Annotated in this window: 22 protein-coding genes; 15 read left to right on the plus strand and 7 right to left on the minus strand. The window is 69.5% G+C overall.

The features are described from left to right. The first annotated feature begins 38 nt into the window (after positions 1-38). Together AWC03_RS09875 and AWC03_RS09880 are read left to right on the plus strand one after the other, a co-directional pair. Positions 39-554 (plus strand): MTB12 family secreted protein, encoded by a 516-nt coding sequence (locus tag AWC03_RS09875; protein WP_085240350.1) that lies wholly within the window; start codon positions 39-41, stop codon positions 552-554. A gap of 179 nt (positions 555-733) precedes the next feature. Then, positions 734-1,234, plus strand: a complete 501-nt coding sequence (locus AWC03_RS09880) for an MTB12 family secreted protein (RefSeq protein WP_085240351.1) — start codon at positions 734-736, stop codon at positions 1,232-1,234. Here the strand turns inward: AWC03_RS09880 and AWC03_RS09885 are convergent. The 3 genes from AWC03_RS09885 to AWC03_RS09895 form a co-directional block, all read right to left on the minus strand. After that, positions 1,228-2,112, minus strand: coding sequence for a sigma-70 family RNA polymerase sigma factor (locus AWC03_RS09885; protein ID WP_085240315.1), 885 nt, complete (start codon positions 2,110-2,112; stop codon positions 1,228-1,230). The two genes, AWC03_RS09880 and AWC03_RS09885, sit on opposite strands and share 7 nt — an antisense overlap. Beyond that, positions 2,109-2,708, minus strand: coding sequence for a carboxymuconolactone decarboxylase family protein (locus AWC03_RS09890; protein ID WP_085240316.1), 600 nt, complete (start codon positions 2,706-2,708; stop codon positions 2,109-2,111). Before AWC03_RS09890 ends, AWC03_RS09885 begins: the two co-directional genes overlap by 4 nt. A gap of 78 nt (positions 2,709-2,786) precedes the next feature. Then, on the minus strand, positions 2,787-3,101 hold the full coding sequence (locus AWC03_RS09895; protein WP_067918923.1) for a type II toxin-antitoxin system VapB family antitoxin: 315 nt from the start codon (positions 3,099-3,101) through the stop codon (positions 2,787-2,789). A 216-nt stretch (positions 3,102-3,317) separates the two neighbouring features. On the opposite strand from AWC03_RS09895, the gene hrcA reads away from it, so the two are divergent. From hrcA to era, 8 genes are all read left to right on the plus strand, one after another. Continuing rightward, entirely contained in the window at positions 3,318-4,349 is a 1,032-nt protein-coding gene (gene hrcA, locus AWC03_RS09900; protein WP_085240317.1) for a heat-inducible transcriptional repressor HrcA, read from the plus strand. A 58-nt stretch (positions 4,350-4,407) separates the two neighbouring features. Further along, positions 4,408-5,553 (plus strand): molecular chaperone DnaJ, encoded by a 1,146-nt coding sequence (dnaJ, locus tag AWC03_RS09905; RefSeq protein ID WP_085240318.1) that lies wholly within the window; start codon positions 4,408-4,410, stop codon positions 5,551-5,553. Positions 5,554-5,571: 18 nt separating this feature from the next. Further along, positions 5,572-6,333 carry a 16S rRNA (uracil(1498)-N(3))-methyltransferase gene (locus AWC03_RS09910; protein WP_085240319.1) on the plus strand — a complete coding sequence of 254 codons (762 nt, stop codon included), beginning with the start codon at positions 5,572-5,574 and terminating at the stop codon, positions 6,331-6,333. Between the two features lie 97 nt (positions 6,334-6,430). Further along, on the plus strand, positions 6,431-7,489 hold the full coding sequence (locus tag AWC03_RS09915) for a PhoH family protein (RefSeq protein ID WP_085240320.1): 1,059 nt from the start codon (positions 6,431-6,433) through the stop codon (positions 7,487-7,489). A 19-nt stretch (positions 7,490-7,508) separates the two neighbouring features. Next, entirely contained in the window at positions 7,509-8,042 is a 534-nt protein-coding gene (ybeY, locus tag AWC03_RS09920; RefSeq protein ID WP_085240321.1) for an rRNA maturation RNase YbeY, read from the plus strand. Beyond that, entirely contained in the window at positions 8,039-9,331 is a 1,293-nt protein-coding gene (locus AWC03_RS09925) for a hypothetical protein (protein WP_085240322.1), read from the plus strand. Before ybeY ends, AWC03_RS09925 begins: the two co-directional genes overlap by 4 nt. Further along, complete coding sequence (locus AWC03_RS09930) at positions 9,328-10,641, plus strand: hemolysin family protein (RefSeq protein ID WP_085240323.1); 1,314 nt, start codon at positions 9,328-9,330, stop codon at positions 10,639-10,641. Before AWC03_RS09925 ends, AWC03_RS09930 begins: the two co-directional genes overlap by 4 nt. Positions 10,642-10,659: 18 nt before the next feature. Continuing rightward, positions 10,660-11,559: a GTPase Era gene (gene era, locus AWC03_RS09935; RefSeq protein WP_085240324.1), complete on the plus strand. Its 900-nt coding sequence runs from the start codon at positions 10,660-10,662 to the stop codon at positions 11,557-11,559. Positions 11,560-11,717: 158 nt separating this feature from the next. Here the strand turns inward: era and AWC03_RS09940 are convergent, their stop codons facing one another. Together AWC03_RS09940 and AWC03_RS09945 are read right to left on the minus strand one after the other, a co-directional pair. After that, entirely contained in the window at positions 11,718-13,175 is a 1,458-nt protein-coding gene (locus AWC03_RS09940) for an aminotransferase class I/II-fold pyridoxal phosphate-dependent enzyme (RefSeq protein WP_085240325.1), read from the minus strand. A 97-nt stretch (positions 13,176-13,272) separates the two neighbouring features. Beyond that, the gene (locus AWC03_RS09945; protein WP_085240326.1) at positions 13,273-14,769 is read right to left on the minus strand and encodes an amidase; all 1,497 of its coding nucleotides are present in this window, start codon (positions 14,767-14,769) and stop codon (positions 13,273-13,275) included. 62 nt (positions 14,770-14,831) lie between these two features. On the opposite strand from AWC03_RS09945, the gene recO reads away from it, so the two are divergent. The 3 genes from recO to AWC03_RS09960 are packed head-to-tail and all read left to right on the plus strand — an operon-like array spanning position 14,832 to position 17,018. Further along, positions 14,832-15,623 (plus strand): DNA repair protein RecO, encoded by a 792-nt coding sequence (gene recO, locus AWC03_RS09950; protein WP_085240327.1) that lies wholly within the window; start codon positions 14,832-14,834, stop codon positions 15,621-15,623. Further along, positions 15,616-16,533, plus strand: a complete 918-nt coding sequence (locus AWC03_RS09955; RefSeq protein WP_085240328.1) for a decaprenyl diphosphate synthase — start codon at positions 15,616-15,618, stop codon at positions 16,531-16,533. Before recO ends, AWC03_RS09955 begins: the two co-directional genes overlap by 8 nt. 56 nt (positions 16,534-16,589) lie before the next feature. Beyond that, positions 16,590-17,018, plus strand: coding sequence for a hypothetical protein (locus tag AWC03_RS09960; protein ID WP_085240352.1), 429 nt, complete (start codon positions 16,590-16,592; stop codon positions 17,016-17,018). Between the two features lie 19 nt (positions 17,019-17,037). Here AWC03_RS09960 and AWC03_RS09965 read toward each other — a convergent pair whose 3' ends face one another. Continuing rightward, positions 17,038-17,427 carry a Fur family transcriptional regulator gene (locus AWC03_RS09965; protein WP_085240329.1) on the minus strand — a complete coding sequence of 130 codons (390 nt, stop codon included), beginning with the start codon at positions 17,425-17,427 and terminating at the stop codon, positions 17,038-17,040. After that, positions 17,424-17,801, minus strand: a complete 378-nt coding sequence (locus tag AWC03_RS09970) for an ArsR/SmtB family transcription factor (protein ID WP_420845660.1) — start codon at positions 17,799-17,801, stop codon at positions 17,424-17,426. The genes AWC03_RS09965 and AWC03_RS09970 overlap by 4 nt, the downstream gene beginning before the upstream one ends. Before the next feature lie 246 nt (positions 17,802-18,047). Here AWC03_RS09970 and AWC03_RS09975 point away from each other — a divergent pair, with 246 nt between their 5' ends. Beyond that, positions 18,048-19,445 carry a glycine--tRNA ligase gene (locus AWC03_RS09975; RefSeq protein ID WP_085240353.1) on the plus strand — a complete coding sequence of 466 codons (1,398 nt, stop codon included), beginning with the start codon at positions 18,048-18,050 and terminating at the stop codon, positions 19,443-19,445. A gap of 220 nt (positions 19,446-19,665) precedes the next feature. Further along, positions 19,666-20,865: a PPE family protein gene (locus tag AWC03_RS09980; protein ID WP_085240331.1), complete on the plus strand. Its 1,200-nt coding sequence runs from the start codon at positions 19,666-19,668 to the stop codon at positions 20,863-20,865. Positions 20,866-20,958: the final 93 nt, after the last annotated feature.

Here is a 20,958-nt window from a genome sequence, read left to right on the forward strand (position 1 = left end):
CGTGGTGCACGCGCGTCGAAGGGGGAACCGTGAACACCATGAAGACCTGGAAAACCGTTGCCACCGGCGTGGCGGCTTTCGCCGTCGTAGGGGGAGCCGCCGGTGGCGCATTCGTCACAGCACCGACCGATCAAGTGCAGCTGGCCGCGCTCGGCGCGCCCTTACCGCAGGACCCGCCACCACCGCCGCCGGCCCCCGGAGCCCTGCCGACCGCGGCCCAGCTGTCGAGCCTGTGCGAGCAGGCCACCAATCCGGGCGTCTCGTACACGACCAAGAACAATCTGGTCGAAAACGGCATCAGCCCCGACGAGGGCCACGTCGCCGACCACGATCTGCGAAAGGCCTACCGCAACGGGAACTTCCCGGAGACCTTCGCGGTGACGAACATCGCCCCGGCCGGCCCGAACATGGCCCAGGCCGACGTGGCCATCTCGGGCCCGAAGTTCGCCGGGCCGGTGCAAAAGCACCTGGTGTTCGTCAACCAGGGCGGGAACTGGCTTCTCCAGCACGACGCCGCCATCGCCCTGATCCAGGCTGCGACGGCGACCAACTAGGCGGCCGGTATTCTGGGCGGCCACACAGTCAGCGCACAGGTTGTGCATGTTGTCTCCACATCGCCCGGCCGTAACGTAGCCGTGCCGACACGCGAAACAACCAGGGGTAGCAGGCGCGTTGACACCACGCCAGATGTGTGGATCGTTTCGGATCATTCGTGCCCGTCGAAGGGGGAACCATGAAAACCGTTAAGTTGCTCGCCACCGGAGCGGCGGCCTTCGCCGTCATCGCGGGCGCGGCCGCGGGCGCGGCGTCGATCGCGGCGCCGGTGGATCAGGTGGGGCTCGTCGCGGTCGGCGCGCCGTTGCCGCGGGATCCGGCTCCGGTCGCCGCCGACGTCCCGACCGCCGACCAGCTGACCGGCGTGCTGAACAGCCTGGCCGACCCCAGCGTGTCGTTCGCCAGCAAGAGCAACCTGGTGCAGGGCGGCATCAGCGGGATCGAGGCGCACGTCGCCGACAAGAAGCTGCAGAAGGCCGCCAGGAACGGCGACCTGCCCCTGTCGTTCGACGTCACGAACATCCAGCCGGCCGCCGCCGGTACGGCCACGGCCGATGTCGCGGTCTCCGGCCCGAAGCTGACGTCTCCCGTCACCCAGAACATCACGTTCGTCAACCAGGGCGGCTGGGTGCTGTCGCGGGCGTCGGCGATGGAGTTGCTGCAGGCCGCCGGTCAGTGACCTGCGCGCAGCACGCGCGGGTCTGATCGGGCGACGCGGGCGGGGTCGGCCAGGACGTCGACCGAGGCGACCAGGCCGTCGCGCACCACGAAGCCCATGATCGCCGTCGCCCGGCCGGCCACGAAGATCACCGCGCCCGCAGCGCCGTTGACGGTCGCGGCGCGCACCTCGCGGTCCGCACCCGCGTAGGCGCGGGCCAGCTTCGCCACGGCGGACGCCCCCTCGGCGCGGAAACCCGCGGTGCCGTGGCCGAAGTCGCCGCGCAACACCACGTCGGGATGCAGCACCGCCACCAGGCGGTCGAAGTCGCCGCTTCGGCCCGCCGCGAAGAAGGCGTCCACGGCCTCCCGCTGGGCGACCATGTCGGAGTCGGGCGTCGGGTCGGCCGCTGCGATGCGCCGGCGCGCCCGGCTGGCCAGCTTGCGGGTGGCCTCCGGCGTCCGGCCGACGACGGGTGCGATCCGGTCGAACGGCACGGCGAACGCGTCGTGCAGCACGAACGCCAGGCGCTGCTCGGGCGGCAAGGTGTCCAGCACCACGAACAGCGCCAGCCCCACCGCGTCGGCCAGCATCGCCCGGCGTTCGGGGTCGTATTCGCCTTCGGCTTCCACGATCGGATCCGGCAGGACCCGGTTGGGCTCCTCCCGCCCGCGGGCCCGGCGGTCGCGCAGCATGTTCAAGCAGATGCGGGCCACCACGGTGGTCAGCCAGGCGTCCAGGTTGGCGATGTCGTCGTCGGCGGCGCCGTTGAGCCGCAGCCACGTTTCCTGCACGGCGTCCTGCGCGTCGTCGATCGAGCCCAGCATGCGGTAGGCGATGGCGCCCAGCTGCGGCCGCGCCGCCTCGAAGCGCGCCGTCACCGACGCATCCGCGGTCACGTGCGGCCGCCGGTGTCGGGTAGGGCGCAGACCCGGTCGCCGGAAAAGCCGGACGAGCCGATCCCGAGGGCGAGGTTGAAGCGGGCCCGCAGATTACCCAGCGTGATGACGTGGGTGAGACCGACGAGCTGGGCGGTGTCGAAATGGGCGCGCAGCGCGTCGAAGAGCTCGTCGCTGACCTCCACCGGGGTCAGGCTGACCGCGGTTGCGTACTCGAGGATCAGCTTGTCGACGGGGGAGAAGCACGCGGCGTTTCGATAGTCGGCCATCCCGAGCAGTTCCTCGTCGGTGATGCCCCACTGCCGGGCGATCTGCGACCCCAGGTCGATGCAGTACTCGCAGCGCACGGTCGTCGCCGACTTGAGCTCCGCGAGCGCGCGGTGGCGGGGGCTGAGGATGTCCAGCTTCGACTCGGCCTGCTCGAGCCTCCCGTAGGCGTTGAGCAGCCGCGGGATGTGCGCGTACATCCGCAGCGGTTCCAGCATCCCGGCCGTTTCCAGACCGGTCATCTGCGCCAGCTTGCGCCTGGTGAAGAAGAAGGCGACCCGGGCGCCCAGGCCGGCGTCGTGGTCGGAGACCCCTGGCAACCGGGACATGGCATCCTCCTAGCGAGTTGCGGTGTGAACCAACGTCCTCACTGAGTCGACACCCGGGGCCGCACAAACGTGACCGGGTTACCGCGGCGGCCCCGGCGCCATGTCCATGTCGAACACCCGGGCGTGCAGCACGGTGCGGTTCCGCAGCGCCGCCCGGACCGCGCGGTGCAGCCCGTCTTCGAGATAGGTGACGCCCTTCCACCGCACCGCGTGCGGGAACAGGTCGCCGTAGAAGGTCGAGTCCTCCGACAGCAGGCGGTCCAGGGCGAGCACCGTCGTCGTGGTGACCAGTTCGTCGAGCCGGATCTGCTGCGGCGGGATCTGGGCCCAGTCGCGGTAGGACAGCCCGTGCTCGGGATACGGCTTGCCTTCGCGCACGCCCTTGAAAATCATGGGCCGATCTTCCGCGACCCGTTGTTCTCGGCGGACCGGTTCATGCTGGACAGGCTAGTCGGAAGACGCGGCGTCGGAGCCGATGCCGCCCGAATCGCGGCGGGCGCCGCCGATTGCCCGCCCGCCGGGCGCCGGCGAACGACCGCTGGTAACGGTTGGCAGGACTCGAGACCCGTAAAATGAACCGGTCAACGCGGTGCAGGGAGGTGACAGCGAGTGGGAAGTGCCGACGACCGTCGCTTCGAGGTGCTGCGTGCCATCGTCGCCGATTTCGTTGCCACCAAGGAACCCATCGGTTCCAAGAGCCTGGTGGAGCGTCACAACCTGGGCGTCTCGTCCGCGACCATCCGCAACGACATGGCGGTGCTGGAGGCCGAGGGCTACATCACCCAGCCGCACACCAGCTCTGGGCGCGTGCCCACGGAGAAGGGCTACCGCGAATTCGTCGACCGCCTCCACGACGTCAAGCCGCTGTCCTCGGCCGAGCGGAGCGCGATCCTGAGCTTCCTTGAGTCCGGCGTCGACCTGGACGACGTGCTGCGCCGGGCGGTGCGGCTGCTGGCCCAGCTGACCCGCCAGGTGGCCGTGGTGCAATACCCGACGCTGACGTCGTCCACCGTGCGCCACCTCGAAGTGATCGCGCTGACCCCGGCCCGGCTGCTGATGGTGGTCATCACCGACACGGGCCGGGTGGACCAGCGCATCGTCGAACTCGGCGACGTCATCGACGACCACCGGTTGTCCCAGCTCCGCGAATTGCTGGGCCAGGCGCTGGTCGGCAAGAAGCTTTCGGCGGCCTCGGTCGCGGTGGCCGACCTGGCCGGGCAGCTCCGCGCCCCGGACGGGCTGGGCGACGCCGTCGGCCGCTCGGCGACGGTGTTGCTGGAGTCGCTGGTCGAACACAGCGAAGAACGCTTGCTGATGGGCGGTACCGCCAACCTCACGCGCAATGCCGCCGACTTCGGTGGCTCGCTGCGCTCCATCCTGGAGGCGCTCGAGGAGCAGGTGGTGGTGCTGCGGTTGCTGGCGGCCCAGCAGGAAGCCGGTAAGGTGACGGTGCGCATCGGCCATGAGACGGCCGCCGAGGAGATGGCGGGCACCTCGATGGTCACCACCGCCTACGGCACCTCCGACACCGTCTTCGGCGGGATGGGTGTGCTGGGGCCCACCCGGATGGACTATCCGGGAACTATTGCCAGCGTCGCCGCGGTTGCCCTTTATATCGGCGAAGTCCTGGGTGCTCGATGAACGCGCACCCGCAGCATGCGCAGGCGCGGGATAAAGACCAGGTTTAGGAGAAGCAGGCGTGGCACGCGACTATTACGGGCTGCTCGGCGTGAGCAGAGACGCCAACGATGCGGAGATCAAGCGCGCGTACCGCAAGCTGGCGCGCGAACTGCATCCCGACGTCAACCCGGATGAGGCCGCGCAGGCGAAGTTCAAGGAGATCAGCGTCGCCTACGAGGTGCTGAGCGACCCGGAGAAACGGCGCATCGTCGACCTGGGTGGCGATCCGATGGAGAACGCCGCGGCGGGCGGCGGCTTCGGCGGCGGTTTCGGCGGTCTGGGCGACGTGTTCGAGGCGTTCTTCGGCGGCGGCTTCAGCGGCGGCGCGACCTCCCGCGGTCCGATGGGCCGGGTGCGGCCCGGCTCGGACTCGCTGCTGCGGATGCGGCTCGACCTGGAGGAGTGCGCGACCGGGGTGACCAAGCAGGTCACCGTCGACACCGCGGTGCTGTGCGACCGATGCCAGGGCAAGGGCACCAACGGCGATTCCGTGCCGGTCCCGTGCGACACCTGCGGCGGCCGCGGCGAGATCCAGACGGTGCAGCGTTCGCTGCTCGGCCAGGTGATGACCTCGCGGCCGTGCCCGACCTGCCGCGGCGTCGGCGTCGTCATCCCCGATCCGTGCCACCAGTGCATGGGTGACGGCCGGGTCCGGGCCCGCCGCGAGATCAGCGTCAAGATCCCCGCCGGGGTCGGCGACGGCATGCGGGTGCGGCTGGCCGCCCAGGGCGAGGTCGGACCCGGGGGAGGGCCGGCCGGCGACCTGTATGTCGAGGTTCACGAGCAGCCTCACGACGTCTTCGTGCGCGAAGGTGACGACCTGCACTGCACGGTGTCGGTGCCCATGGTCGACGCGGCCCTGGGCGCCACGATCACCGTCGACGCCATCCTGGACGGGCTCAGCGAGGTCACCATTCCGGCCGGCACGCAACCGAATTCGGTCATCACGCTGCGTGGCCACGGCATGCCGCACCTGCGCTCGGGCACCCGGGGGGACCTGCACGTCCACGTCGAGGTGCTGGTCCCCACCCGGCTGGACCACCACGACACCGAACTGCTGCGGGAGCTGAAGAGCCGGCGCAGCCGCGACGTGCCCGAGGTCCGGTCGACGCACGCGGGGGGTGGGCTGTTCAGCCGCCTGCGCGAGACCTTCACCGGCCGCTAGCCGCTGCAAGGCGGGCGCATGGTCGCGACCCTGTTCTACGTCGACGCGCTGCCCGATATCGGGGCGCTGGCCCTCGTCGGGGGCGACGAGGGATTCCACGCCGCCACGGTGCGGCGGATCCGCCCGGGCGAACAGCTGGTCCTCGGCGACGGCGCCGGTGGCCTGGCGCACTGCGAGGTCGAGCACGCCGGCCGCGACGGACTGCGGGCGCGGGTGCTGAAGCGCTGGAGCGTCCCGCCCGGCCGGCCGCCGGTGACGGTGGTCCAGGCGCTGCCGAAGTCCGACCGCTCGGAGTTGGCCATCGAGCTGGCCACCGAAGCCGGCGCCGACGCGTTCCTGGCCTGGCAGGCGGCCCGCTGCGTGGCCGTCTGGCAGGGCGCCCGCGCGGACAAGGGACTGCGCCGGTGGCGTGCCGTAACCCGGTCCGCGGCCCGGCAATCCCGGCGGGCGCACATCCCGCCCGTCGACGGCGTGCTGTCCACCGCGGCACTGGCCCAGCGGATCCGCGACGACGTGGCCGCCGGGGCGGTGGTGCTGGCGTTACACGAGTCGGCGACCGACCCGCTGACCCACCTCGAGGTCGCCCGCGCGCAGTCGCTGGTTCTCGTCGTGGGCCCCGAAGGCGGCATCGCCCCCGACGAGATCGCCGCGTTGACCGGGGCGGGGGCGGCACCGGTGCGGCTGGGCCCGCAGGTGCTGCGCACGTCGACCGCCGCGGCGGTGGCGCTGGGCGCGCTCGGCGTGCTCACCGGGCGCTGGGACGACGCTTCGCCCCTCTAATTCCGCGGCTGAACGCTGACCAACGGGGGGCCCGGGCGTAGACTTAGGCAGCCGAGCAAACCACCGACAAGCCGAGAAAGCAGGCATCGAGAACCACGTGACGCCCCGCGAGACCAGCGCTGTTGACACAGCCGGAGGCCTCCAGGCCAACGCCCAAGTACGCAGCAGCATCGATGTCCAGCCCGATGTCGTCGTCGGCTTGTTGGGATCGGCAGACGAAAACCTCCGCGCGTTGGAACGCAGCCTCAATGCCGACCTGCACGTGCGTGGCAACGCCGTGACGGTCTCGGGTGCGCCGGCCGACGTCGCGCTCGCCGAGCGGGCGATCTCCGAGCTGGTCGCGATCGTCGCCAACGGTCAGCCGCTGACCCCGGAGGTGGTCCGCCACAGCGTCGCCATGCTGGCCGGCACCGACAACGAGTCGCCGGCCGAAGTGCTCACCCTGGACATCCTGTCGCGGCGCGGAAAGACCATCCGGCCCAAGACGCTCAACCAGAAGCGCTACGTCGACGCCATCGACGCCAACACCATCGTTTTCGGGGTCGGCCCGGCCGGCACCGGGAAGACGTATCTGGCGATGGCCAAGGCGGTCAGCGCCTTGCAGACCAAACAGGTCAACCGCATCATCCTGACCCGGCCGGCGGTGGAAGCCGGTGAGCGCCTTGGGTTTTTGCCGGGCACGCTGAGCGAGAAGATCGACCCGTATCTGCGGCCGCTGTACGACGCGCTGTACGACATGATGGATCCCGAGCTGATCCCCAAGCTGATGTCCGCCGGGGTCATCGAGGTGGCGCCGCTGGCGTATATGCGTGGCCGCACGCTGAATTCGGCCTTCATCGTCCTCGACGAGGCGCAGAACACCACCGCCGAGCAGATGAAGATGTTCCTGACCCGGCTCGGATTCGGCTCGAAGATGGTCATCACCGGGGACATCACCCAGGTGGATCTTCCCGGCGGCGCGAGGTCGGGCCTGCGGTCGGCGATCGAGATCCTGGACAGCGTCGAGGACATCCACATCGCGGAGCTGACCAGCGTGGACGTGGTGCGCCACCGGCTGGTCTCCGAAATCGTGGACGCCTACGCGAGATTCGAAGAACCCGGGCTGGCGATGAACCGGGCGGCCCGGCGCGCGTCGGGCACCCGCGGGCGCCGGTGATGAGGGCCGTGACCGTTTCATGAGCATCGAGGTATCCAACGAGTCGGGCGTCGACGTCTCCGAAACCGAGTTGATCAGCGTCGCACGGTTTGTCATCGCCAAGATGGACGTCAACCCGGCAGCCGAGCTGTCGATGGTGCTGCTGGACACCGCGGCGATGGCCGACCTGCACATGCGCTGGATGGACCTGCCCGGGCCGACGGACGTGATGAGCTTCCCGATGGACGAGCTCGAGCCGGGTGGCAGGCCCGACGCGCCGGAGCCGGGACCGTCGATGCTGGGCGACATCGTGCTGTGCCCGGAATTCGCCGCCGGGCAGGCCGACGCGGCCGGCCACAGCCTGGGCCACGAGCTGGCCCTGCTGACCATCCACGGGGTGCTGCATCTGCTGGGATACGACCACGGCGAGCCGGACGAGGAGAAGGAAATGTTCGCGCTCCAGGACCGGTTGCTCGAAGAATGGGTCGCCGAGCAGGTCGAGGCCTACCAGCAACACCGCCAGCTGGAGCGGGATAGCCGGTTGCTGGACAAGTCGAGGTATTTCGACAATTGAGCCCACTTCGAATTCTCGGGATCGCGGCCGCAGCCGCCATCGCCTTGGCGCCGTTCTCGGTGGTAGCCACCACGACCGGCGTGGCCGAGGCGGCTCCGTGCGCCGGGGCCGGGTCCAACCCCGCCAGTTGTCAGTGGTGTCAATATCTGGTGGCGCAGTACCACACCTCCAACGTGTGCTCTCAGGCCGCGCCGCCCCGCCGGGCCCAGCCGCCGCCGAGCCCGGTGCAGGTTCCCGAGCTTCCGCCCTACGTGCCGCCGAGCCCGGAGCCGGTGCATGCGCCGCCGGTCATCCCGCCGAATCTGCCGCCCCCCAACGCGGTCCAGACGATCAGCCCGCCGGGGCCCGACGCCTCCAGAAACGTCTCGGTGGTGGCACCGCCGCGGGGGCTGGACGTTCCGCCGCAGGCCGTCGCGGCGGCCAAGGCCGCACCGCCGACGCGCGTCAATCCGGCCGACCCGCCGAAGCCGCCCACGCAGGTCGACTTCAACCAGCGGGTGCAGAACGTCGTCAACACCCACCGGGAGAACGTCGACGTCCTCAAGGTCGACAATCAGCGGCTGATCCGGCCCCGCCACTGGGACTACGTCGACTACGACGACGCCTATCGCCGGCCGGCTCTGTTCAACCCGCTGACTCAGGCGATGACCTTCCGCTACTTCTACAACGGCGCCGACCGGGAGCTTTACGTGCCGCCCGGCGCCCGGATGGTGCTCGACGCCGCCACCGTCGGCGTGGTGCCGTTCACCGCGGTCGGCGACGGCTGGGTGGCGTCGGGCAGTTTGTACGGTGGGGGCGTGGTGCCGCCCGACGGGTTCAACGGCCCGCCACCGCCGGACTTCCGGCAGCCGGCGCCGCCGAAGGTGTATCAGAACGTCCTGGTCGCCGTGCCCGCCGCCAACCAGATCGTGGAAGTCGGCCAGGTGGCGGTGGTCGGGGTGGACAACAGCCAACCCGCGGGCAGCCGGGACACCATGTTCCTGCTCGACGACTCGACCCTGGCGTGGGGCCAGGTCAACGACACCAGCAGCGCCAACTCCCAGATCAGGGTGACCAAGACTCAGTCGCTGCCCGGCGCGGGGCCGACCGACGACGGCAACTTCCTGGTGGTGCTGGCCGTCCGCCCGCACGAGGAGCCGCCCCAGCCCGCGCCGCCGTGGTGGCCCTCGGCCCTGGGCTACGGGGCGTTGGGGGTGGTCGTGGGTCTCACCGCCTGGGCCCTCAACCGCAAGCGCAGCGATGACGACGTCGGGCAGCCCGTCACCACATCAAGGTCTTCCGGCAGTTGACCGGCCTGTCCTGGCTGCTCGGCGCGATGGCGCTGATCGCCATCGGCGGGCTGTTCGCGGCGATGGACGCCGCCATCAGCACGGTCTCGCTGGCCCGGGTCCAGGAGTTGGTGCGCGAGGAGCGGCCCGGTGCCGTATCGCTGTCCGAGGTGATGGCCGAGCGGCCGCGCTACATCAACCTGGTCGTGCTGCTGCGGATCACCTGCGAGATCACGGCGACCGTGCTGCTGGTGCTGTTCCTGTACGACAACTTCGGTCTGAATCGGGCGTTGTTCGGCGCAGCGGGCACCATGGTGGTGATGAGTTTCGTCGTCATCGGGGTCGGCCCGCGCACGCTCGGCCGCCAGCATGCGTATTCCATCTCGTTGACGACGGCGGTTCCGCTGCGCCTCATCTCGTGGCTGTTGATGCCGCTGAGCCGGTTGCTGGTGGTGCTGGGTAATGCGCTGACGCCCGGCCGCGGCCTGCGCAACGGCCCGTTCGCGTCCGAGATCGAGCTGCGCGAGGTCGTCGACCTGGCCCAGCAGCGCGGCGTGGTCGCCGCCGACGAACGGCGGATGATCGAGTCGGTGTTCGAGCTCGGCGACACCCCGGCCCGCGAGGTGATGGTGCCGCGCACCGAGATGATCTGGATCGAAAGCGACAAGCTCGCCAGCCAGGCGCTGAACCTGGCGGTGCGCAGCGGGCATTCCCGCCTCCCGGTGATCGGGGAGAACGTCGATGACATCGTCGGGGTGGTGTACCTCAAAGACCTTGTGCAGCAAAGTTTTCTGTCGGGTGACCGCGGGCGGGGCATCACCGTGGCGCACGTGATGCGCCCGGCGGTGTTCGTGCCGGACTCCAAGCCCCTGGATACGCTGTTGCGCGAAATGCAGCGGGACCGCATCCACATGGCCCTCCTGGTCGACGAGTACGGCGCGATAGCCGGCCTGGTGAGCATCGAAGACGTGCTGGAGGAAATCGTCGGCGAGATCGCCGACGAGTACGACCTGACCGAGACGGCTCCGATAGAAGACCTGGGCGACAAACGCTTCCGCGTCTCGGCGCGGTTGCCGATCGAGGACCTCGGCGAGCTGTACGACGTGGAATTCGACGACGACCTCGACGTCGATACCGTCGGCGGCCTGCTCGCCCTGGAGCTGGGCCGGGTTCCCCTGCCCGGCGCCGAGGTGGTCTCGCACGGCTTGCGGCTGCAGGCCGAGGGCGGCACCGATCACCGCGGACGGGTGCGCGTCGGCACTGTCCTGTTGAGCCCGGCCGAGCCGCAGTCCAACGGCTCCGGCGACCGTGGGGCCGAACAGCATGGCTGAGCGTCGGGGCGCCGGGGCATGACCGAATTCCATTCGGGCTTCGTGTGTTTGGTCGGCAGGCCGAACACGGGCAAGTCGACGCTGACCAACGCGCTCGTCGGAACCAAGGTGGCGATCACCTCGACGCGGCCGCAGACCACCCGCCACACCATCCGCGGAATCGTGCACCGGAACGATTTCCAGATCATTCTCGTCGACACGCCCGGCTTGCACCGGCCGCGCACCCTGCTGGGCAAGCGGCTCAACGACCTGGTGCGCGATACCTACGCCGAAGTCGACGTGATCGGGTTGTGCATCCCGGCCGACGAGGCGATCGGTCCCGGCGACAGGTGGATCGTCGACCAGATCCGTTCGACCGCACCGAAAACGAAGCTGGTGGCCATCGTCACCAAGATCGACAAGGTCCCGAGGGACCGGGTGGCCGCCCAGCTGGTCGCCGTCAGCGAGCTCGTTGGCAGTTCCGCCGAAATCGTTCCGGTGTCGGCAACCACCGGCGAGCAGGTGGACGTTTTGATCGACGTGCTCGCGGCGGCGCTGCCGGAAGGCCCGGCGTATTACCCCGACGGCGAACTGACCGACGAACCCGAAGAGACGCTGATGGCCGAGCTGATCCGCGAGGCGGCCCTGGAGGGGGTCCGCGACGAGCTGCCGCATTCACTGGCGGTGGTCATCGACGAGGTCAACCCGAGGGAGGGCCGCGACGACCTGATCGACGTGCACGCCATCCTCTACGTCGAGCGGGACAGCCAGAAAGGCATCGTCATCGGCAAAGGCGGCGCCCGACTGCGAGAAGTCGGGACCGCGGCTCGCGGGCAGATCGAGAAGCTGCTGGGCACCAAGGTCTACCTCGAGCTGCGCGTCAAGGTCGCCAAGAACTGGCAAAGCGACCCCAAACAGCTTGGTCGGCTGGGCTTCTAGACCGGCGGTTCGACGTCCTAGACTCGCGCTGCCGCAGCGGCAATCGCCGGACGCCGCTTGGCTTTTCCGCGCGGCCAACCGCGTGCTGCCCGACAGCGTCAAAGCCGTTGGCAACCGGGTGATGTCGCGGCCGCGCGCCTGCCGACAGGAGCCAAGGGTCACGCCAGCACGCGGATGGTCTGCAACGACGGGTCCGCGGCGTCGGGGACATTCATCCCGGCCCGCACACCCGAACACAGGTAGTCCAGCACGGCGTCGTTGAGGCGCTCGCCGGGCACCACGGCCGGAATCCCGGGCGGGTACGGCGTGCATTGCTCGGCGGCGACGCGACCCGCGGCTTGGCCGGTGGAAACCGCCTCGACTTGCCCGAAGAACGCGTCCCGCGGCAGACACACCGTCTCCAGCTGCAGTTGTTCGGGCGACGGCAGGTCGATGCGCGGCGGCGGGTCGATTCCGTCGGCGGCCTTGCGCCAGTCCGCGAGCGCGCCCATCAGACGGCCGGCGGTGTCCCGGTCGTCGGCAATGGACAGCGTTGCCAGAATGCGGCGGTGATCGCTCATCCCCATGTCGACGCGCGCGTGCTCGCGCAGCCAGTCGTGGGCCTGATAGCCCGACGTGCCCGTCGCGGACACGTCCATCAACACCTGCAACCGGTCCAGGTCATGGGAGGCCTGCACGCCGAGCAACTCGTCGTCGAGCACCTTCACGTCGGGAATGGTTTCGATGTCGCGACGCAGCTGACAGGCGAGATCCATTGCACCACCGAGCAACTCGTGCCCGCGCTGCACCATCTGGCGCCGCCAGCCGTCCATGGCGGAGTACACCAGGACACTGGGGCTGGTGGTCATCAGCAGGTCGGCGCACGCGGAGAGGCGGTCCTGGTCGATCCGGTCGCCCTGCACGTGAAACACGGAACCCTGCTCGAAGCCCGCTCCCATCTTGTGGACGCTGACCACGCAGACGTCCGCACCGGCATCCATCGCCCACGTCGGCAGGTTCTCGTGGAAGGGCAGGTGCGCCCCCCACGCCTCGTCGATGATCAACGGCTTGCCGCGCGCGTGGCAAACCTCGGCGATCCCGGCGATGTCGGCACACGTGCCGTACGGGCTGGGGCTCACGACGAGCGCGCCGGCGGCATCGGGCTGCTTTTCCCAGGCCTCCCGCACCTGCTGCGGTGACGGCGGATGCGAGAAATGTCGCTCGGCGTCCCAGCGGGGGGTGATCCAGCGGGGTTGCACGCCGGAAAAGATCAGCCCCGCCACGATCGACTTGTGGCTGTCACGGCTGACCAGCAGGCTGCCGTCGCCGCCGGCCACCGCCATCATCGCCGCCTTCACCGACAACGAACTGCCGCAGGTGGAGAACCAGGCGATGTCGGCGCCCACGGCCTCGGCCATCAGGTCCTCGGCGTGCTTCAGGTACTGCCGGCTGGTCCTGCGATCGTCCAGCCCGCCACTGGCCAGCACGTCGTCCAGAAACGGCTCGCGACCCAGGACGGCCAGGACCCGGTCGTCGGTGCCGCGGCCCTGCCGGTGACCAGGCGGCGTGAACCCGTACCGGTTCTTTTTGCGGTAATCGGCCAGCGCATCCAACAGAGGTGCATCCGATTGGTCCATTGGTGCGGGGTACCCGCATCGTTGCGGGCTATGCGACGCCGTCGACGTCCGGACCGTAGGACGGTTGCACGGCGGTCGTGATGTGCCGCTTGGCGTTTCACCTTGACGGCGTGGCGCCGGCCGCCGGCGGCGCGCCCGCTTCTGCGGTCCACCACATCGTCGGCTGCTTGGTCGACCACCCGCAGACGGCCTCCAACTCGGCGGCCAGCGAGATCAACGTGCCCTCGCTGTTGGCGGGCCCCATCAACTGCACGCCGATCGGCAGCCCCTCGGAGGTGAACCCGGCCGGCACGTTGATCGACGGCCAGCCCAACACGTTCCATGCGAACGTGGCCGGACACGCGGCGACCATGGCCCGATCGGTGCCGAAGCCGCTCAACCGGTCGAAGGCGCGCGCCAGCGGCGGCGGTTGGGCCGTGGTGGGGGCCAGCACGACGTCGACGATGTCGAAGATCGAGCCCACCCGCCGGTGCAGGGCGGCTTCGTGCCGGCGCGCGGTGCGCAGGATCGCCTGACCCAGGACATGCCCCACGCGCAGGTTCGCCGACGTGCGAGGGTCCAGGGTCACCCCGTCGCCCAGTCGCTCCTCCCAATCCCGCAGCCCGGCGGTCGACCGCGCGAGGAAGTCCCACGACAACCGCAGGCCGTAGTCGGGGTTGCCCGGCACCACCGTGTGGCCGAGCAACTCGAGTTGCGTGGCGACGGCTCGCGTCGCAGCCAGGATCTCCGGATGCAGCTTGGACCGAAAACCCGTGTAGGGGAACCGGGTCGACAGCGCGATGTTGAGCGGACCGGGCGCGATACCGACATAGTCGGAGGCGGTGACCGGGGGCGGCCTGTGCCGGTCGCCCTCGACATTGCCCGACGCCGCGTCGAGCACCAACGCCGCGTCGGCCACCGTGCGGGCCAGCACGCCGTTGACCGTGATGCCGTTGAACGCCTCGGGCAGCGGCCAGGTGGAGATGCGGCCACGCTGCGGCTTGATGCCCACCAGGTGCGTCCACGCGGCGGGGATCCGGACGCTGCCGGCGCCGTCGGAGCCGATCGCGGCGGTGACCAGCCCGGCGGCCACCGCGGCCGCGCTGCCGCCCGACGAGCCGCCCGGGGTGTGCCGGCGCGACCAGGGGTTGCGGGTATGCCCGAATCCGGGTCCGCTGGTGAACGGCCACTGGCCCAGTTCGCAGGTGTTGGTCTTGCCGACGATCACCGCGCCGGCCGCCTTCAGGCGGCGAACCACCTCGGCGTCGTGGGTAGCGGGCGCGACATATCCCTCGGTGCCGAACGCGGTCGGCACCCCGGCGATGTCGACGTCGTCCTTCACCGCGATCGGGATGCCCAGCAACGGCGCCGTGTCCCCGGCCGCGCGGCGTCGATCGGCCGCCGCCGCGTCGGCCAGCGCCGACTCGGTGAGCACCACGCGGAAGGCGTTCAACGTGGGCTGGCTCGCGTGGATGGCGTGCAGGGACCGGCGCACCAGTGTGACGGAGGTCACCGAGCGGCTCGCCAGCTGATAGAGCAGGTCAGTCAGGGTGGGCAGGCGCTGGTTGCCGGATCCGAAAACGGACCCGGTACTCGACTCGGAAGCGCCAATCACGGGGTACGAGACTAATCGGCGCGGATACCAGCATTGTCGCGGCGGGGTGCAAAACTGTTGTGATGCGGCTGTATCGAGACCGGGCGGTGGTGTTGCGTCAACACAAGCTCGGCGAGGCCGACCGGATCGTCACCCTGCTCACCCGCGATCACGGGCTGGTTCGGGCGGTGGCCAAGGGTGTCCGCCGCACCCGCAGCAAATTCGGGGCGCGGCTGGAACCGTTCGCGCACATCGACGCGCAGCTGCATCCCGGCCGCAACCTCGACATCGTCACCCAGGTTGTCTCGATTGACGCGTTCGCCACCGACATCGTCAGCGACTACGGCCGCTACACCTGCGGCTGCGCGATGCTGGAAACCGCCGAACGCCTCGCCGGTGAGGAGCGGGCCCCCGCCCCGGCCCTGCACCGGCTCACGGTGAGCGCGTTGCGGGCGGTGGCCGACGGCCGCCGGTCCCGGGACCTGCTGCTGGACGCCTACCTGCTGCGCGCCATGGGCATCGCCGGATGGGCGCCGGCGCTGACCGAGTGCGCCCGATGCGCCACCCCCGGGCCGCACCGCGCGTTTCACGTCGGCGCCGGGGGCAGCGTCTGCGCGCACTGCCGTCCGGCCGGCTCGACGACACCGCCGCCGGGCGTGCTGGATCTGATGTCCGCGTTGCACGACGGCGATTGGGAGTTCGCCGACAAGACCCCGCAATCGCACCGCAGCTACGTCAGCGGGCTGGTGGCCGCGCACCTGCAATGGCACCTGGAACGGCAGCTCAAAACGCTGCCATTGGTGGAACGGACGCATCACGTCGACCGCGCCATCGCCGAGCGGCGCGCTGCGCTGGCCGAGCGGGACTGTGGCTAGGGTCCGGGCCGGCGGCCCCGGCCGGACGCCCGGGCGCGCGCCGAGGCCCGCCGACTTCCCCCAGCTGCCGCCCGCGCCCGACGACTACCCCGTCTTTCCCGACCGGACGACCTGGCCGGTCGTGTTTCCCGAACTGCCGCCCGCCGCCGGCGGTGGGCCGTCCCGGCCCCCGCAGCACATCTCCAAGGCCGCCGCGCCCCGGATTCCGGCCGACCGGTTGCCGGTTCACGTCGCCATCGTGATGGACGGCAACGGCCGCTGGGCCACCCAACGCGGATTGACCCGTACCGACGGCCACAAGGCGGGTGAGGCGGTCGTCATCGACGTCGTCTGTGGCGCAATCGAAATCGGAATCAAATGGCTCAGCCTCTACGCCTTCTCTACCGAGAACTGGAAGCGTTCGCCCGAGGAGGTCCGCTTCCTGATGGGCTTCAACCGCGATGTGGTGCGCATGCGCCGGGTGAACCTCAAGACCATAGGGGTCAAGATCCGCTGGGTGGGCTCGCGTCCGCGGCTGTGGCGCAGCGTGATCAATGAATTGGCGATCGCCGAAGAGATGACGAAGGACAACGACGTCATCACCGTCAACTACTGCGTCAACTACGGGGGACGCGCCGAAATCGCCGACGCCACAAAAGAAATCGCGCGCCTGGCCGCCGCTGGCCGCCTGAACCCGGAGCGCATCACCGAGGCGACGGTGGCGCAGCACCTGCAGCGGCCGGACATCCCCGACGTGGACCTCTTCCTGCGGAGCTCCGGGGAGCAGCGATCCAGCAATTTCATGCTGTGGCAGGCGGCGTACGCCGAATACATCTTCCAGGACAAGCTGTGGCCCGACTACGACCGCCGCGACCTGTGGGCGGCCTGCGAGGAATACGCCGCGCGGAACCGAAGATTCGGGAGCGCGTAGTGGGGACCGGAAGCGCGGCGGAGCCGGGCGCGACGGGTCCGCACGGGGATGATCCGATGCCATCACTGCAGGAGCGGCTGGCGTCGGTGCTCGGCGAAGTCCTCCCCGTCCAGGAGGAGCCCGATGGCGCGCTGACCGTGCGCCACGCCGGGACCATCGCGTCGCTGCGGGTGGTCCACATCGCCGACGACCTAGACCTGGTGTCGCTCACCCAGGTCGTGGCCTGGGATCTGCCGTTGACCAAGAAGATCGGCGATCAGGTCGCCAGGCAGGCCCGCGCCAGCAACTTCGGCAGCGTCACCCTCGTGGAGAAGGTCAACGAGAAGGCGGTGCAACGCAACGCGGGCAAGGGCGCCGCCAAGAGCGCCGACGTGATGCTGCGATACAACTTTCCCGGTGCCGGCCTGACCGACGACGCGCTGCGCACCCTGATCCTGCTGGTGCTCGATACCGGCGCCGGGATCCGGAGCGCCCTGACGCCGTGACGGTGTCACGTCCGCCGCGTTATTGACAGTCCTTGCAGGTGCCGAAGATCTCGATGGTGTGGCTGACGTCGGCATAGCCGTGTTTGGCCGCGACTTGCGCCGCCCACTCCTCGACCTCGTGGTCGCCGACTTCGATGGTGGAACCGCAGCCGCGGCAGACCAGGTGATGATGGTGGTGTTCGGAGCACCTGCGGTAGACCGACTCGCCGGTGTCGGTGCGCAGCGTGTCGACCATGCCCGCCGCCGCCATCGACTGCAGCGTCCGGTAGACCGTGGTCAGCCCGATGTTCTCGCCGCGGCGGCGCAACTCGTCGTGCAACTCCTGCGCCGAGCGGAAGTCGTCGAGGGTGTCCATCAGTCTGGAGATCGCCGCCCGCTGGCGGGTCGACCGGACGCTCGCGCCCGTCACTGGGTGCCCTCGCCCGCGTGGGCCACCGCGTCCACCACGATGTGCGCCAGGTGATGGTCGGCCAGCCGGTACAGCACCTCGCGGCCCGAGCGCTCCCCGGTGACGACGCCGGCGGCCTTGAGGATCTTCAGGTGCTGGCTGACCAGTGGCTGCGGGACGCCGAGCGCGTCGACCAGCTCGTGCACGCAGCGGTGGGATTCACGCAGCTGCAGCACGATGGCGATCCGGACCGGGGCCGCCAGCGCGCGCAGCAGCTCGCCGGCCGCGTCGAGGATCTCCCGCGACGGCGGGACGGGATAGTCGGCCAGCGCGCGGTGTCCGCCGGGCCCGGCGTCGACGTGCTCCTGGTCGACCACGCTCATGGCCGATCCCATGTCGCCACCGGCGGTGGTCGGCATGGAGGACGGCGGAGAGGGGGACATCGCCATGGGAGAGAGTCATCACCTCGAGAAGTGCCAGGTAGTGGGGAAGTCCCGCCGTGAGGTCCGGCGGGCGGCCGACTTCCACTGTCACATGCATGATGACGCATGTCAAAGACCGCGGCGCCGATCGCTACCATGACTGATGCTCTGCGCGCGGCGGTCGGCCGCCGCGCGCGCCCGTCCAAACCCGGAAAGGGAGTGCACCACCCCGTGGCCTCCGTCATCGACACCGTAGTGAACCTGGCCAAACGGCGCGGCTTCGTCTTTCCCTCGGGTGAGATCTACGGCGGCACCCGGTCGGCGTGGGACTACGGGCCGCTGGGCGTCGAGCTCAAGGAGAACATCAAACGGCAGTGGTGGCGGTCGGTGGTGACCGGGCGCGACGACGTGGTGGGCATCGATTCGTCGATCATCCTGCCGCGGCAGGTTTGGGTGGCCTCCGGCCACGTCGAGGTCTTCCACGACCCGCTGGTCGAGTGCCTGAACTGCCACCATCGGCATCGTCAGGACCACATGCAGGAGGCCTACGCGGTCAAGAAGGGCATCGATGACCCCGCCACCGTGCCGATGACCGAGATCGTCTGCCCTGACTGCGGCACCAAGGGCCGGTGGACCGAGCCCCGCGAGTTCAACATGATGCTCAAGACCTACCTCGGGCCCATCGAGACCGAGGAGGGGCTGCACTACCTGCGTCCGGAGACCGCGCAGGGCATCTTCGTCAACTTCGCCAACGTCGCCACCACCGCGCGCAAGAAGCCGCCCTTCGGCATCGGCCAGATCGGCAAGAGCTTCCGGAACGAGATCACGCCGGGCAACTTCATTTTCCGAACCCGCGAGTTCGAACAAATGGAAATGGAGTTCTTCGTCGAACCGTCGACGGCGAAGGAATGGCACCAGTATTGGATTGACACCCGGCTGCAATGGTATGTCGAGCTGGGTATCAATCCGGAGAATCTGCGATTGTTCGAGCACCCGGCCGAGAAGCTCTCGCACTATTCGGACCGCACCGTCGACATCGAGTACAAGTTCGGTTTCGCCGGCAACCCGTGGGGTGAGCTGGAAGGCGTCGCCAACCGCACCGATTTCGACTTGTCCACCCACGCAAAGCATTCCGGGGCGGACCTGTCGTACTACGACCAGGCCACCGATAAGCGCTACACCCCGTATGTCATCGAACCCGCGGCCGGCCTCACCCGGTCGTTCATGGCGTTTCTGATCGATGCCTACACCGAGGACGAGGCGCCCAACGCCAAGGGCGTCATGGAGAAGCGCACGGTGCTGCGCTTGGACCCGCGGCTGGCACCGGTCAAGGCCGCGGTACTGCCGCTGTCCCGACACGCCGACCTGAGCCCGAAGGCGCGCGACCTGGCCGCAGAGTTGCGCACCTGCTGGAACATCGATTTCGACGACGCCGGCGCGATCGGGCGACGCTACCGGCGCCAGGACGAGGTGGGGACGCCGTTCTGTGTGACGGTGGACTTCGATTCGCTCGAAGACAACGCCGTCACGGTGCGTCGCCGTGACGACATGACGCAGGAGCGGGTCGCGATGAACGCCGTGGCCGACTATCTGGCCGCGCGGCTCAAGGGCTGCTGACCGGTACGGGCGCCGCGCCCCTCCGGGCCCGGAGGGGCCTGCTCGATCGGCCTGCGCATCCCTGCGCCGCGTAATTAAACGTTTCGTAAAAAACCGGTCTCGGGTGGCCGGTTGTCCTAGGCTTTTAAGGCGATGTTCCTCACGTGTTTAGTGACCGGGGGTGGGTGTCGGTTCGTGTGGGTGTAGGTGCCGTTGACGCGGTCGGTGGGTTGGGGATGTGATGATTCCAGCTTTTCTCTTCTTCCCCCCCGAGATCAACTCTGCGCTCATGTATGGCGGCGCCGGGCCCGGCTCATTGTTGACGGCGGCCTCGGCCTGGCAGGCGCTGGCGGAGGACTTGGCGGCGGCCGCGGCGTCGTTCGAAGCGGTTGTGACGGGGGTGGCCGCCGGCCCGTGGACCGGTCCGTCATCGGCGGCGATGGTGGCGGCGGCGACACCCTATCTGCAGTGGCTGATCTCGGCGGCCGGACAAGCCGAGATGGCGGCCGCCCAGGCGACGGCCGCCGCGACGGCATACGAGGCGGCATTCATGGCGACGGTGCCCACCCCGGACGTGCTCGCCAACCGCCTCCGGTTGCTGATGCTGATCGCGACGAACTTCTTCGGTCAGAACACCCCGGCGATCGCGATGACCGAGATCGAGTACATGGAGATGTGGGCCCAGGATGTGGCCGCGATGGTGGGCTATCACATCGGGGCGCAGACGGTGGCGTCGACGCTGCCGGCGTTCAGCGCACCCCCGGTGGGGCTGGGCGGACTGGCGGGGCTCGTGACGGCTCCGCTGAACTGGGCGTCCCAGGCTTTCGGAGCGTTTTCGTCGTTGGGCGCCTCGTTCGTGTCCGAGCTGCAGTCGGTGCTGGGGGCGTTTTTCCCCGGCCTCTCGTCGTTGCTGTCGTCGATGCCGGTGACGACGATGACCGCACTGGCGCCGATCGGGATGTATCCGGCGAGCGCGCTGATGTCGCCGATGATGGTGCTGGCCCACAGTGTGGGGCCCGCGGCGCCGGCGGCGGCCGGTGTCACCACCGTGTCCGCGGAGGTTCCACTCGCCCCCGCGGGCGGCGCCCACGGCCTGCAGTCGCTCGGCGGGTTCGGCGTGGCCACCGCCGGGCTGGGCAACGCGCGGTTCGTGGGGGCGATCACGGTGCCGCCGACCTGGCAGGGGTCGATGCCAATGCCGGCGGTCCTGACGAGTCTGGCGGTGCCGGCGCTGGGGACCCAGCTGCCGACCCCGATCGCGACCGGGGGATCGTCCTCCGCGTCGTCCGCACCGGCCGGGTCCACCCCGGCCGTGGCCATGGCGGTCGACGAGCGGGACACCGAGTCGGACAAGACCGACCGGAGGGGGCGCCGCGGCGGGGAGAACCCGCACGTGGTGCAGGCACGGCCCAAGGTGGTGCCGCGAACCAAGGGCGGATAGGGGGCCGACGACCGCCCTCCGGTTCGGCCATGCTCTTGGCGAAAGCAAATCCCCGTTTTTCGGGTATTTGTCTTGAGTTTGGCTTACGATATG

This window comes from Mycobacterium europaeum (genome assembly GCF_002102155.1).
Classification (GTDB): domain Bacteria; phylum Actinomycetota; class Actinomycetes; order Mycobacteriales; family Mycobacteriaceae; genus Mycobacterium; species Mycobacterium europaeum.

Bases quoted from the DNA above. Each gene is read 5' to 3' on its own strand.
- AWC03_RS09875 (WP_085240350.1), top strand. From the start codon at position 39: ATGAAGACCTGGAAAACCGTTGCCACCGGCGTGGCGGCTTTCGCCGTC.
- AWC03_RS09880 (WP_085240351.1), top strand. From the start codon at position 734: ATGAAAACCGTTAAGTTGCTCGCCACCGGAGCGGCGGCCTTCGCCGTC.
- AWC03_RS09890 (WP_085240316.1), bottom strand. From the start codon at position 2,708: ATGTCCCGGTTGCCAGGGGTCTCCGACCACGACGCCGGCCTGGGCGCC.
- AWC03_RS09895 (WP_067918923.1), bottom strand. From the start codon at position 3,101: ATGATTTTCAAGGGCGTGCGCGAAGGCAAGCCGTATCCCGAGCACGGG.
- AWC03_RS09910 (WP_085240319.1), top strand. From the start codon at position 5,572: ATGGTCGCGACCCTGTTCTACGTCGACGCGCTGCCCGATATCGGGGCG.
- ybeY (WP_085240321.1), top strand. From the start codon at position 7,509: ATGAGCATCGAGGTATCCAACGAGTCGGGCGTCGACGTCTCCGAAACC.
- era (WP_085240324.1), top strand. From the start codon at position 10,660: ATGACCGAATTCCATTCGGGCTTCGTGTGTTTGGTCGGCAGGCCGAAC.
- AWC03_RS09940 (WP_085240325.1), bottom strand. From the start codon at position 13,175: ATGGACCAATCGGATGCACCTCTGTTGGATGCGCTGGCCGATTACCGC.
- recO (WP_085240327.1), top strand. From the start codon at position 14,832: ATGCGGCTGTATCGAGACCGGGCGGTGGTGTTGCGTCAACACAAGCTC.
- AWC03_RS09960 (WP_085240352.1), top strand. From the start codon at position 16,590: ATGCCATCACTGCAGGAGCGGCTGGCGTCGGTGCTCGGCGAAGTCCTC.
- AWC03_RS09970 (WP_420845660.1), bottom strand. From the start codon at position 17,801: ATGGGATCGGCCATGAGCGTGGTCGACCAGGAGCACGTCGACGCCGGG.
- AWC03_RS09980 (WP_085240331.1), top strand. From the start codon at position 19,666: ATGATTCCAGCTTTTCTCTTCTTCCCCCCCGAGATCAACTCTGCGCTC.